Here is a 13,019-nt window from a genome sequence, read left to right on the forward strand (position 1 = left end):
AAAGATGAATAATAAAGAAATTTTATTGGTTGTTGAAGCTGTTTCAAATGAAAAAGGCTTACCAAGAGAAGCGATTTTTGAAGCATTGGAAAGTGCACTGGCAATTGCAACAAAGAAGAAGTACGAATTAGAAATTGAAGTACGCGTCGAGATTGATCGTGAAACAGGACATTTTGACACTTTCCGCCGTTGGTTAGTATTAGAGTCAGATGCTGAAATGGAGCATCCTGCTAAAGAAATGACTTTTGAAGCAGCTCAATATGATAGCCCTGAGATCCAAGTCGGCGAATTTATTGAAGATGAAATTGATTCTGTTACTTTTGACCGAATCACAACACAAACTGCAAAACAAGTTATTGTACAAAAAGTACGTGAAGCTGAACGTGCGCAAGTTGTTGCACAATATGCAGAAAAAGAAGGTGAATTAATCACCGGTGTTGTTAAACGTATGACACGTGATAGCATCTTATTAGATCTTGGTAACAATGCAGAAGCAGTTATTTTCCGTGATGAAATGCTACCTCGCGAAAATTTCCGTCCAGGTGACCGTTTACGTGGTTTGTTATTCGCTGTTCGCCCTGAAGCTCGTGGTGCTCAATTGTTTATGACACGTACACAACCTGAAGTCTTAGTTGAGTTGTTCCGCTTAGAAGTGCCAGAAATTGCGGAAGAAATGATCGACTTAATGGGTGCTGCTCGTGATCCAGGTTCGCGCGCAAAAATTGCAGTGAAATCAAATGACCAACGTATCGACCCTATCGGTGCTTGTGTTGGTATGCGTGGCGCACGTGTACAAGCTGTTTCAAACGAGTTAGGCGGAGAGCGTGTTGATATTATCCTTTGGGATGAGAATCCAGCACAATTTGCAATCAATGCAATGGCGCCAGCTGAAGTGGCATCAATTGTTGTTGATGAAGATACACACAGCATGGATATTGCTGTAGAAGAAGAAAACTTAGCACAAGCAATTGGCCGTAACGGTCAAAACATTCGTTTAGCATCACAACTGACTGGTTGGGAGTTAAATGTAATGACTGTGGCTGAATTACAATCTAAGCACCAAGCTGAAGCTGATAACGTTATTTCAGTCTTTACTTCTGCATTAGAAATTGATGATGACTTTGCGGGTGTGTTAGTTAGTGAAGGTTTTAGTTCTCTAGAAGAAATTGCTTACGTACCAGCTGAAGAGTTATTAGCTATCGATGGTCTTGATGAAGAGATGGTTGAAGAGTTACGTACTCGAGCTAAAGATGTATTAGCGACAAAAGCGCTTGCTGAAGAAGAAAGTTTAGAAGGTGCAAAACCAGCTGATGATTTATTAGCACTTGAAGGCTTAGAGCCGCACCTTGCATTTGTATTAGCAAGTAAAGGTGTAATTACGTTAGAAGACTTGGCAGAGCAAGCTGTTGATGATCTACTAGAGATTGAAAAACTAGATGCAGAAAAAGCAGCAGAGCTAATTATGGCTGCACGTAATATCTGTTGGTTTAGTGAAGATGCTTAATAGCGTCAGTATGGAGAAATAAATAATGTCAGAAATTCTATTAAAAGACCTCGCTAAAGACTTAAATAAATCTGAAGACACTTTGGTTAAACAGTTTGCCGATGCTGGTATTACTAAAAAATCGAGTGACTCAGTGAGTGTTGAAGAAAAAGAAAAATTAACTACTTATTTGCAAAAGCAACACGGTGGCGAACAAAAACAAAAAATGACTTTACAACGTAAAACAAAAACAACGTTAAATGTTAAAGGTCAATCGAACGCTGTAAATGTTGAAGTGCGTAAAAAACGTACTTTTGTAAAACGTAGTGATGAAGAAGTTCAAGCAGAAAGAGCTGCCGAGCAAGCATTAAAAGCAGAAGCTGAAGCTAAAATTCAATCTGAATTAGACGCTAAGAAAGAGCAAGCTGAAAAAGTATTAGCCGCAAATATTGCAGCTAAGAAAGAAGCCGAGGCAATAGCAAAAACTGCAGCAACAGCAAATAAACAAAAACAAGCCGCTGCTAAGTCAACTAAAACAGATGAACAGCTGCAACTTGAAAAAGAAGAAGCTGATCTGCAGAAGAAAGCTGAAACAGAAGCACTAGCTAAAATTGAAAAAGAAGCGGTACTACAAGCTGAGAATGCTAAAAAACTAGCTGAAGAAAATGCTGCACGTTGGGCTAAAGAAGAAGCTGACCGTAAAGCTGCTGAAGGTGCTGATTACCACGTAACTACATCATCAGAAGCGCGAGCTGCAGAAGATTCAGTTGATGCTAAAGCGGAAGGTCCAACACACCGTAAAAAGAAAAAGAAAGCTGTTGCTGATAAACCGCTTGAAACACCTTACTCACGTCGTAACAACCGTAATAACCGTCGTGGTAAAAAAGGTGCAACAGCAACGCCATCTGCATTACAACAAGCATTTGAAAAACCAGCTGCTAAAGTTGAACGTGACGTTAAAATTGGTGAAACGATTACAGTTGCAGAACTAGCAAGTAAAATGGCTGTTAAAGCAACTGAAGTGATCAAGGTAATGATGAAGATGGGTGCTATGGCAACTATCAACCAAGTTATCGACCAAGAAACAGCGACGATTGTAGCTGAAGAAATGGGCCACAAAGTTATCCTAACTAAAGAAAATGAGTTAGAAGAGTCAGTACTAGCTGAAGCACAACAAGGCGGTGAGAAAACATCTCGAGCGCCAGTTGTTACTATCATGGGACATGTTGACCACGGTAAAACTTCATTACTAGATTACATTCGTCGCGCTAAAGTTGCAGACGGTGAAGCCGGTGGTATTACACAGCATATCGGTGCTTACCATGTAGATACTGATAAAGGTATGATTTCATTCCTAGATACTCCAGGACATGCGGCGTTTACCTCAATGCGTTCTCGTGGTGCTAAAGCAACGGATATCGTTGTACTAGTAGTAGCTGCAGATGATGGTGTTATGCCACAAACAATCGAAGCGATTCAACATGCAAAAGCTGCTGGTGTTCCGTTAATGGTTGCGGTGAATAAAATCGATAAAGAAGGTGCAGATTTTGACCGTGTTAAAACTGAGCTTTCTCAACACGATGTTATTTCTGAAGAATGGGGCGGTGAAAATATCTTCTCATTCGTATCTGCAAAAGTAGGTACTGGTGTTGATGAATTATTAGATAGCATCTTACTACAAGCTGAAATGTTAGATTTATCAGCTGTTTCAACGGGTCCTGCATCTGGTGTTGTTATTGAATCTCGCCTTGATAAAGGTCGTGGTCCAGTTGCATCTATTCTAGTACAGCAAGGCGAACTGAAACAGGGTGATATCGTACTTTGCGGTCTTGAATACGGACGTGTTCGTGCAATGCGTGACGAAAATGGTAATTCAATTGAATCTGCTGGTCCGTCTATTCCAGTTGAAGTTTTAGGTTTGTCTGGTGTTCCACAAGCGGGTGATGAAGCGACCGTTGTTAAAGATGAAAAGAAAGCACGTGAAGTTGCGTTATACCGTCAAGGTAAATTCCGTGATATTAAACTTGCTCGTCAACAAAAAGCGAAACTTGAAAACATGTTCTCTAACATGGAATCAGGTGAAGTATCTGAGCTTAACTTAGTACTTAAAGCGGATGTACAAGGTTCACTTGAAGCAATCTGTGAGTCACTAAACAAACTATCTACTGATGAAGTTAAAGTTAACATTATCGGTCGTGGTGTTGGTGGTATTACTGAAACTGACGCTTCATTAGCATCAGCTTCTGGCGCAATCGTAATCGGCTTTAACGTTCGTGCAGACGCAACAGCACGTAAGTTAATCGATAACGAAGCGGTTGAATTGCGTTACTACAGCATCATCTATGATTTAATTGATGAAGTGCGTGCTGCAATGAGTGGTTTATTAGCACCTGAGTTTAGACAAGAAATTACAGGTATTGCTGATGTACGTGAAGTATTTAAATCTCCTAAGATCGGCGCTATCGCTGGTTGTATGGTGACGGAAGGTACTATTAAACGTAATAACCCAATTCGTGTTCTACGTGAAAACGTGGTTATATACGAGGGTGTACTTGAATCACTACGTCGCTTTAAAGATGACGCAACTGAAGTACGTAATGGTGTTGAGTGTGGTATCGGTGTTAAAAACTACAACGATGTACGCGTAGGCGACCAAATAGAAGTATTTGAAATTATTGAAGTAAAACGTACTTTATAATTTCAATTTATAAATAATGATTAATAATGGGGGCTTTTGCCTCCATTCTCATTTAAAACAGCGCTAATAAGTGTTGTGCTAGGAGTTAAAAATGGCAAAAGAATATAGCCGTGCTTCTCGAGTTTCTCAGCAAGTACAAAAAGAACTTGCTCGAATCTTACAACAAGAAGTGAAAGATCCACGCATTGGAATGGTGACTATTTCTGGTGTTGATATTACTCGTGACCTTGCTTATGCAACGGTATACGTAACCTTTTTTACTATTGGTGAACAGACAAACGATGAATCATTAAAGGGCTTAAATGCTGCTGCTGGTTATATTCGTCGTTTACTTGGTAAGGCAATGAAATTACGTATTGTTCCTGAAGTACGTTTTTGCTTTGACGAAACACTAACTGAAGGTTTACGTATTTCTGAATTAGTAAGCGGTGCAGTAAAAAATGATAAAGTTAAGCTTAAAGAAGCTGGCCGTGAAGAAGACGAGCTAGAAGCAACAGAAGAAGAGGAAGCGAAGTAATGGCAAAACGTGGAAAGGGTCGCCCGATCAATGGCATCGTATTATTAGATAAACCTACGGACATCAGTTCCAATCATGCATTACAACGTGTTAAACGTATCTTCTTTGCACAAAAAGCAGGGCATACTGGTGCATTAGATCCATTAGCAACCGGTATGCTGCCTGTTTGTTTAGGTGAAGCAACTAAGTTCTCGCAGTTTTTATTAGATTCAGATAAACGTTATACCGTGACCGCTACATTAGGCATTCGCACCGATACCAGTGACTCGCAAGGTGATGTGGTATGTGAAAAACCAGTTTCGGTAACGCAACAACAACTCGATACTGCATTAGATACTTTTCGTGGCGATATCATGCAAGTTCCTTCAATGTATTCAGCATTGAAATTTGAAGGAAAGCCATTATATAAATACGCACGTGAAGGCATTACGATTGACAGGCCTGCTCGTCCTATTACTGTTTATGAAATTAATCAGCTACGTTTCGAAGAAAATGAAATTGATCTTGATATTCATGTTAGTAAAGGTACCTATATTAGAACAATTGTAGATGACCTAGGTGAATTATTAGGTTGTGGCGCACATGTGTCGATGTTACGCCGTACACAGGTTGCAGACTATCCTTATGAACGCATGATCACTATTGACGAGCTAGAAGCGTTAATTGTAAAAGCAAAAACAGAAGATATTAGTCCTTACGATCTGCTTGACCCTCTTTTGCTAGAGATGGATACAGCCGTTAAAAACTATCCTGAAGTGAATATTTCTGATGAAATGGGCGCTTATGTTTTGCATGGCCAACCGGTACAAGTATTTGGTGCGCCAGATAATACGATTGTTAGGATCACTGTCGGTGAACAGCATACTTTCATTGGTGTTGGTGAAATGAACGATGATGGCTTAATTGCACCGAAACGTTTAGCAAATTTAGATCTTTAAAATAAAGCTGAGGTTTTTAAATAGAGCTCAGCGTTTTAAATAAAATTTATATTGAAATAGATTGGCATAGTTAAGATGACTAAAATAGATTTTTCTCAAATAAATAAAACTGCCGCTGACTCTTTTAATCAGCAGCGTAGTGTAATTAAACGCCTTGCTAAGGGCAAAACAGTACTTTGCGAGCAATGCCAGCAACCGTTAACGTTGACTGTCATCAGTGAAGGCGAAAGTGGTGTGCAATGCAGTAAAGGTTGTACCCAGATAAATTTAGAACTCGATAGTTAATCGGTCGAAAAAGGTAGGTTTTATGAGCTCAGAATTATATTTTATTTACGACTCTCATTGCCCATGGAGTTATGCCGCAACACCTTTAGTTGTTGCTTTAACTGAAGCGTTTCCTGAGATGGAATTACATGCTTGGCATTGTGCTAATTACGATGGTGGTAATAGTGTTGGTTTTAATACCATTAAAGCGGTTGAGAGAGAAAGTGATGTGACTTTTTCACAGGAATATGTGCGTTTTGCGGATAGCCCTAAAAATAGTATCATCAGCGCGAATCTATTAACTTGGGTTGCAACTAAACAGTCAGATAAGTTTTTGCCGGTTTTAGAAGCTTTACAACATGAACATTTTGTTAACGGTAATTCTTTAGGTAAAAAGATAGATTTCAATGAGTTAGCTGAAGATCTTAAACTATCAATTCCAAACAAAGTTTTTAAAGAAGAATTAAGCAAAGATGCGATGTTTGTGCAATCTGAAATTAGTGATTTACAAGCTTTTATGGGGACCGCTGCTTTCCCCGCATTACTGTTAGTGCACAATGACAATGCGGTCTTATTGAATCATGCTCAATACATTGGCGCACCTGAAAGTATTGTAGCGGATGTACAAAAACAACTGCAAGACTAAACCTGCTATTATTTTATAGTTAATCTACTGGTTTTTGAATTCAAGTAATAAGTGAAATAATGGATATCATTATTTCACTTTCTCCTTAATTCTTTTTTGATAACAGTTCTTTTCTTCATTTATTTCACTTCTGATAAGTTGTACGGTGCAATGATATAACCCACTATTTCATTTTTAATCGTAAATTTCTTTATTGATAACAGTTCTTTCCTGTACTTATTGCACTCCTGATAAGCTATGCGCATACTAGAATTCCTTTTAATATTTGTATTGAGAATCGAATATGGCTGATAGTTTTTTACTTTTTGATATTGAGCAAAAAGATCAGTTAGCTGAGCATTTGTTGCCTTTTTTTAAACAAGCCATTTTACCTCGAGCTTGGGAAGAAGGTGATGTCCACTTTAGCGTAGATAGTCGTGTTTATGCTTATCTCAACGACCAACAAACACCAGCTGTTATAGAGGCGGCGATAGAAGGGGGGTGGCATCTTGCTATTTTACCTCACCCTGACTCTCGTTATGCGAAACGTGGATTTTGTGCTCATCGTAACCTCGAAAAAGCGATTCAAGAAGCGGAGCTAAGTAGTCCTGAACAAGTTGATATTGTTCGTTGTAATGGCAATATATTACTTTCATCATTGGTGATTGGTGAGAGTTTTAGTTTATTACCTAGCGCTAAAATATTAGATCTAGTCGAAAGGGCTAAGTTGGCTTGGCATAATGCCAGTAAAATTCGCCAAGCGTGCCCTCAAAAAATAATTTTTAATACTGAAAATGAAAGCAAGATCACTACAGCCGCTTTAGGTGTTGTTGTCGTTGGTCATGTCCATGGTTCATGGTTAGCTAGACGCATATTACCCAATAGCCATATTAACGATGGTATGTGCCATGCCATGATCATTGCTCCACGCAGTATCATGGAATTATTACGCTTTTTTGTTGTATCAACATTAGGCAGACATTACAGCTTGCCAAGCTTCTTGGGATTAATAAAAACCAAGCAATTAGAGATTTCTAATGGCGAACAATTAACTTATCAGTTGGATGGACAAGAGCAACAAACCGAATCATTGTCGGTGACCATTGATCATCATGTATTGAGCCTCTTAGTAGGTGAAGAATTGCCGATCATCGATACCTCCAGTGCGCAAAAAGAACAAATTAAAATTGAAAGATTACCTGCGGGTGAGGCGGTAATGGAAATGGTTGCTAAGCCGTTAGCTTTTGTTGGGCATGCGGCAACAGACGAATTCAAAGACTTATATCAATTGCTACGCGATAATGCGACTGCAACATCTGCTTTTTTAACGTTAATGGCATTATCTACGTTATTAGCAAGTGTAGGGCTATTTGCAAGTTCAGCACCTGTAATTATTGGTGCAATGATCCTTGCCCCGCTTATGGCACCTATTATTTCATTATCGATGGCCTTAGCAAGACAAGACCCTTCTTTATTAACAGCAAGTGCAACGACTTTATGTATTGGCATGTTGGTTTCTCTTGGTTTTTCTTCTTTTGCTAGTTTTATTATTCCGATGGAAATAGTGACTCCTGAAATTGCTGCAAGGTTAAGCCCAAGTTTACTTGATTTAGGCGTTGCTGTTATTTCTGGTATTGCTGGTGCCTATGCACATGCTCGTGTCGATGCAGCCAAAAGTTTAGCCGGTGTCGCGATTGCCGTAGCACTCGTTCCACCTTTAGCCGTTACTGGGATTGGTATTGGTTGGGTAGACTTTCATGTTGCCTGGGGCGCATTATTGTTATTTCTAACTAACTTGGCTGGTATCGTTTTCGCTGCTGCTTTGACCTTTTTAGCGTTAGGATTTGCGCCATTTACACGCGCAAAAAAAGGCTTGATGATTGCTTTCATCGGTGTTGCGCTTGTCTCAATTCCACTGGTCTTTAGTTTCATACGTTTATCCGATGAAGCCGCCATTATGCAGCAACTTGAGGGTAAAAAAATAGGTGAAGTAGTGATTAGAGAAGTGCACGCAAGGGCACTTGAACCAGTAGAAATATCGGTTAAATTAATGACCCCAACGACCTTAACCTCAGAAAAATTAGATACGATTAAACAAAGCATTGAATCACAGCTGCAACAAAAAGTGATCCTTGAAGCACAAGTTATTATTCGTCGATGAGTGTTTATTAAAAATAGCTTCCTATTCACCTAAAGTGGCTGGTTGGAGATTACTGACCTGCCATTGATTTTTTTATCACCAATGGGTTGAAAATGCTATGCTTACTCTTTTCTTAATTACTCACTGCGTATTGTTTTATGTATCAACTTCGTCCTTATCAACAAGATGCTGTTAATGCCACACTGCATTATTTTCGTCGTCATAGTTCGCCTGCCGTTTTAGCGCTTTCAACTGGTGCGGGTAAAAGCCTGATCATCGCTGAGCTTGCTCGAATAGCCAAAGGCAGAGTGTTAGTACTTGCTCACGTTAAAGAATTAGTTGAACAAAATCATGCTAAATATGAAAGTTATGGCGTAAAAGCATCTATTTTTTCTGCAGGATTAGGACGTAAAGAGACATCGCAACAAGTCGTCTTTGCCTCGGTGCAGTCAATTGTAAATAACCTTGACCTGTTTGCTGATGCTTTTTCACTGTTAGTGATAGATGAGTGTCATCGTGTCCCTATGCAAGGTGATTCTAGTTACCAAAAAGTGATTAAACACTTACAGGCTATCAACCCAAATTTAAAGGTTTTAGGTCTAACGGCAACACCTTATCGCCTAGGTTTAGGTTGGATATATCAATATCATACCCGTGGCCAAGTGCGCAGTGAAGAAGCACGATTTTTCCGTGATTGTATTTTCGATTTGCCTATTCGGTTTTTATTAGACGAACAGTTTTTAACTGAGCCCAAAGTTATGGATATGGCGGTACTCAGTTATGACTTTTCTCAAATATCTGTAGCTAATACTGGAGCTTATCGAGAGTCTGATTTAAATAAAGTAATAGAAAAGTCTGGTCGAGCTACGCCTGAAATTATCAAATCAGTAATTACTCATGCCCGAGACCGTCAAGGTGTGATGATATTTGCCTCTACAGTAAAACATGCAGAAGAAATTTTAGGTTATTTAAAAGATCAAAGTGCGGCATTAATTATTGGTGATACAGCCGCTAAAGATCGCGACCAGATCATTCAAGATTTTAAAAATAAAAAAATTAAATATTTAGTTAATGTTTCGGTCTTAACTACTGGTTTTGATGCCCCACACGTTGATTTAATTGCTATTTTGCGCCCAACTGAATCCATTAGTTTATATCAGCAAATCGTCGGGCGAGGGTTGCGTTTATCGGAGGGGAAAAAAGATTGTTTAGTGATGGAGTTTGCTGGCAATTGTTATGACCTGTATCAACCAGAAGTGGGGCAAGAAAAACCAGAAAGTGGCAGTGAAATAGTGAGTATTCCATGTCCAGCTTGCCAGTTTACTAATAACTTTTGGGGCAAGGTGGACCCCGCTGGTTTTGTGATTGAGCATTATGGTCGTAAGTGTCAGGGGTATTCGTTAAAAATTACTGAAGATGATGATGGCAATAAGTTTGAACAACGCATGCATTGTAATTATCGTTTTCGCGCTAAGTTTTGTGACCAATGTGGAATGGATAATGATATTGCAGCACGAGTTTGTGGTCATTGTGAAGCCGTGTTAGTTGACCCCGATAAAAAGTTAAGAGAAGCATTAAAGTTGAAAGATGCGATGATCATTCGTTGCGATGATATGGCACTTACTGCTAGCAAGAATAAACATGGGAAAAACCAATTAAAGGTTACCTATAGCGGCGGTCAAGGACAAATAAGTGAAGTATGGCAATTGACCACTGCAAAGCAAAAAGCGCAATTTTTACAGCGCTTTATCCAACCACACTTAATTGATCGTTTTCGTCCTTTTACTCACTCATCAGTGACCAAAGTGATGCATAATGAACACCGATTACAAGCACCTGAAATAGTCATTGCTAATAAAGTGGGGCGATTTTGGCAAGTAAGAGATAAGTTATTTAATATTGAGCAATTTCCCAAAGCTGTAGAAGTATTAGCTCAGTTGCAACCTGAATAGCGATGGAGAGTTATATTGCCAGCTAAGCATAACCAGCTATATAAGCGCTATACACAACTAACATAAATAGTTAAGTTGAAACAAAAAATACAAGGACTTAAGAGAATGAATAAAATTTTAATTATAGTGACGGCAATTTTCGTTGTGATAGTAATCGCTTTTTTTGTGCTAGGCGTAATGTCTAAAAGTGGACATGCTCCCGGATTAAAACAAGGTCAATTACAGGCTTGTACTAGTATTGAAAATTGTGTGTTTAGTGAAAATATTGATGGTGTTGAAAATAATATCCAACCTTTTGCTTTTGATGGAGAGAAAGCGGTGTTCCTTACTCAACTAAAAACTAGCGTCGAATCAATGGGCGGGAAAATTGTCGATATTGAAGATGGTTATATTGCGGCGACCTTTACATCTGCTATTTTTGGATTTGTTGATGATTTGGAGTTGAGGGTTAGTGACGATTATTTGTTACATTTCCGCTCTGCATCCCGTGTAGGAAAAAGTGACCTTGGTGCTAATAAAAAACGGGTCGAAGCCCTCAAGCTTTTATTACAAAGAGCCTCTAAATAAGTGTTAAAAGAATAACTTGATTCAGAAATAAGCAATATTAGTTGCTAACTAGAGTAGTAGAAAATCGGGAATAATAAATGAATAAAAATATTCAACAACTGCTAACGTTAGTGGCTAGCTGTAATGATCAATTAACGGAAAAATATCCGCAACTTTCTACTGCGGTGGGCTTACTAGAGCAAAGTTTACAGGCATCTAATGCGGTGACCATTGATAATGTTAAGCTTAAAAAAAGGTTAATGTTTATTATTCTTGATGCACACCCCGAAATAGTCGGTATTGGTACCGGTCAATCCGGTACTGAAGACTTTACTTTTATTAAGCAAGTGTCATTGACTGAAATATCACAAAGTTTATTGATCGAATTGTTAGAGCAGCATATTACAGATTGATAGTTAGGAGGACGATGCCTCCATTGAAAGTAATAGGATTGACAGAAAATGTTTAAACAATATCAAACTCAATGTGAAGGTTTTATTGCTGAAAATATGAAAACTGATTTAGCGCATGATCTGTTGCATGTTAAACGTGTGGTTAAGTTAGCAACCCTGATAGGGAAGAAAGAGCAGGCGGAATTAAATGTTGTATTACCTGCTGCTTGGTTACACGATTGCGTTAGCTACCCTAAAAATCATCCTCTACGTAGTCAAAGTTCATTACATGCGGCAGATAAAGCCATACAATTTTTAGTAAGTATCGAATATCCAGAACAGTACTTAGATGCTATTCATCATGCAATTGCAGCACATAGTTATAGTGGTGGGCTAATAGCCAATAACCTTGAGGCAAAAATTGTGCAGGATGCTGACAGATTAGATGCGATTGGGGCGATTGGTATTGCGCGCTGTATTCAAGTTAGTAGCCAATTAACGCGACCGCTATATGCGCCCGAAGATGCATTTGCTGAGCAAAGATCCTTAGATGACCAACGTTTTACACTGGATCATTTTTATCAAAAGTTATTAAAGCTAGCTTCCTTAATGCATACCCGAACGGCGCAAGAGATTGCAGCGCAGCGGACGCAGTTTATGGAAAGTTATCTGCTGCAGTTAGCTTTAGAAATTTAAAGCAATAATTATCCAGGCACTGGCGATTGGGGTATATTGCTTTACTCTAATCAATTCTATTTTCAACAACATTACCCTAATCAACTCTATCCTAAATAACATTCCCCTCAATAATTTGCTCTAATCAAATTACTTAAAACAAGTGCCTTTTAGCTAATTCAAATATCCTTTAAATAATATAAAGAAATAATTCGCTAACTGTCATATTGATATTAATAATTAATATTGACAATTTACCTGCCTAGGCAGTATTATTTTTTCTTGCCTAGGCAGGTAATAATCAGGAAATATGCTCACTATGACTCATCAGCTAAACATTAAATCATTAGGTTTACCACTAGCGAAACTAATTGGCTTAGTAAATCAACATAAAGAGTTGTTACTAAATCAATATTTAGCGCCTTTTAATATCAGCTCTGCACAGTTTAAAGTATTAGCTGCAGTGCATTATTATGAGATTAATTCTCCGGCAGAGCTGAGTAAATATCTCACTATTGATGGGGGCTCAATGACCCGAATGGTGAGCCGGTTAGTAAAAAAAGAATTATTAGATAAACAGCCTAACCCTAAAGATAAACGTGCTGTCATACTCCAACTAACCATCGCAGGAAAGGTATTGTTAGATCAATGTGTGGAGTGTCTTGACAATCAAGTGGCTCCCTTATTGACAGGGGACTTATCTGTGCAAGAGATAGAACTGTTGAGTGCGCTTCTAACCCGTTTATTACCAACCCGAGCAACCTAATTATAAGCACAAGCTTGAGTGTT

The 13,019-nt window shown here is 38.7% G+C and carries 12 protein-coding genes; all 12 read left to right on the top strand.

The window, feature by feature from the left end; all coding sequences use genetic code 11:
* The first annotated feature begins 4 nt into the window (after window positions 1–4).
* The 12 genes from nusA (at window position 5) to H5084_RS02845 (ending at window position 12,996) form a co-directional block, all read left to right on the top strand.
* Complete coding sequence (gene nusA / locus H5084_RS02790; protein ID WP_028867990.1) at window positions 5–1,504, top strand: transcription termination factor NusA; 1,500 nt, start codon at window positions 5–7, stop codon at window positions 1,502–1,504.
* A gap of 25 nt (window positions 1,505–1,529) precedes the next feature.
* The gene (gene infB, locus H5084_RS02795) at window positions 1,530–4,181 is read left to right on the top strand and encodes a translation initiation factor IF-2 (protein WP_182689463.1); all 2,652 of its coding nucleotides are present in this window, start codon (window positions 1,530–1,532) and stop codon (window positions 4,179–4,181) included.
* A 91-nt stretch (window positions 4,182–4,272) separates the two neighbouring features.
* A complete protein-coding gene (gene rbfA / locus H5084_RS02800; RefSeq protein ID WP_028867992.1) occupies window positions 4,273–4,698 on the top strand; it encodes a 30S ribosome-binding factor RbfA in 426 nt (141 codons plus the stop codon).
* Window positions 4,698–5,636: a tRNA pseudouridine(55) synthase TruB gene (truB, locus tag H5084_RS02805; protein WP_028867993.1), complete on the top strand. Its 939-nt coding sequence runs from the start codon at window positions 4,698–4,700 to the stop codon at window positions 5,634–5,636. Before rbfA ends, truB begins: the two co-directional genes overlap by 1 nt.
* A 75-nt stretch (window positions 5,637–5,711) precedes the next feature.
* A complete protein-coding gene (locus H5084_RS02810) occupies window positions 5,712–5,921 on the top strand; it encodes a hypothetical protein (protein ID WP_028867994.1) in 210 nt (69 codons plus the stop codon).
* Between the two features lie 22 nt (window positions 5,922–5,943).
* Entirely contained in the window at window positions 5,944–6,546 is a 603-nt protein-coding gene (locus H5084_RS02815) for a protein-disulfide isomerase (protein ID WP_182689464.1), read from the top strand.
* Window positions 6,547–6,829: 283 nt separating this feature from the next.
* On the top strand, window positions 6,830–8,686 hold the full coding sequence (locus H5084_RS02820; protein WP_182689465.1) for a TIGR00341 family protein: 1,857 nt from the start codon (window positions 6,830–6,832) through the stop codon (window positions 8,684–8,686).
* Between the two features lie 137 nt (window positions 8,687–8,823).
* The gene (locus tag H5084_RS02825; protein ID WP_182689466.1) at window positions 8,824–10,617 is read left to right on the top strand and encodes a DEAD/DEAH box helicase; all 1,794 of its coding nucleotides are present in this window, start codon (window positions 8,824–8,826) and stop codon (window positions 10,615–10,617) included.
* A gap of 105 nt (window positions 10,618–10,722) precedes the next feature.
* On the top strand, window positions 10,723–11,184 hold the full coding sequence (locus H5084_RS02830) for a DUF1499 domain-containing protein (RefSeq protein WP_182689467.1): 462 nt from the start codon (window positions 10,723–10,725) through the stop codon (window positions 11,182–11,184).
* A gap of 77 nt (window positions 11,185–11,261) precedes the next feature.
* Window positions 11,262–11,576, top strand: coding sequence for a hypothetical protein (locus H5084_RS02835; RefSeq protein ID WP_182689468.1), 315 nt, complete (start codon window positions 11,262–11,264; stop codon window positions 11,574–11,576).
* A 48-nt stretch (window positions 11,577–11,624) separates the two neighbouring features.
* Window positions 11,625–12,251 carry an HD domain-containing protein gene (locus H5084_RS02840; protein ID WP_182689469.1) on the top strand — a complete coding sequence of 209 codons (627 nt, stop codon included), beginning with the start codon at window positions 11,625–11,627 and terminating at the stop codon, window positions 12,249–12,251.
* Window positions 12,252–12,549: 298 nt separating this feature from the next.
* Window positions 12,550–12,996 (top strand): MarR family transcriptional regulator, encoded by a 447-nt coding sequence (locus tag H5084_RS02845; RefSeq protein WP_182689470.1) that lies wholly within the window; start codon window positions 12,550–12,552, stop codon window positions 12,994–12,996.
* The last annotated feature ends 23 nt before the right edge of the window (window positions 12,997–13,019 follow it).

The sequence above is a fragment of the Psychromonas sp. SR45-3 genome (assembly GCF_014163575.1).
Lineage (GTDB): Bacteria > Pseudomonadota > Gammaproteobacteria > Enterobacterales > Psychromonadaceae > Psychromonas > Psychromonas arctica.

What these genes read in the sequence shown, in the direction of transcription:
- H5084_RS02825 (WP_182689466.1), top strand. Translation starts at nt 8,824, where the DNA reads ATGTATCAACTTCGTCCTTATCAACAAGATGCTGTTAATGCCACACTG.
- H5084_RS02845 (WP_182689470.1), top strand. Translation starts at nt 12,550, where the DNA reads ATGACTCATCAGCTAAACATTAAATCATTAGGTTTACCACTAGCGAAA.
- H5084_RS02810 (WP_028867994.1), top strand. Translation starts at nt 5,712, where the DNA reads ATGACTAAAATAGATTTTTCTCAAATAAATAAAACTGCCGCTGACTCT.
- H5084_RS02815 (WP_182689464.1), top strand. Translation starts at nt 5,944, where the DNA reads ATGAGCTCAGAATTATATTTTATTTACGACTCTCATTGCCCATGGAGT.
- H5084_RS02830 (WP_182689467.1), top strand. Translation starts at nt 10,723, where the DNA reads ATGAATAAAATTTTAATTATAGTGACGGCAATTTTCGTTGTGATAGTA.
- H5084_RS02835 (WP_182689468.1), top strand. Translation starts at nt 11,262, where the DNA reads ATGAATAAAAATATTCAACAACTGCTAACGTTAGTGGCTAGCTGTAAT.
- infB (WP_182689463.1), top strand. Translation starts at nt 1,530, where the DNA reads ATGTCAGAAATTCTATTAAAAGACCTCGCTAAAGACTTAAATAAATCT.
- H5084_RS02840 (WP_182689469.1), top strand. Translation starts at nt 11,625, where the DNA reads ATGTTTAAACAATATCAAACTCAATGTGAAGGTTTTATTGCTGAAAAT.
- truB (WP_028867993.1), top strand. Translation starts at nt 4,698, where the DNA reads ATGGCAAAACGTGGAAAGGGTCGCCCGATCAATGGCATCGTATTATTA.
- H5084_RS02820 (WP_182689465.1), top strand. Translation starts at nt 6,830, where the DNA reads ATGGCTGATAGTTTTTTACTTTTTGATATTGAGCAAAAAGATCAGTTA.
- rbfA (WP_028867992.1), top strand. Translation starts at nt 4,273, where the DNA reads ATGGCAAAAGAATATAGCCGTGCTTCTCGAGTTTCTCAGCAAGTACAA.
- nusA (WP_028867990.1), top strand. Translation starts at nt 5, where the DNA reads ATGAATAATAAAGAAATTTTATTGGTTGTTGAAGCTGTTTCAAATGAA.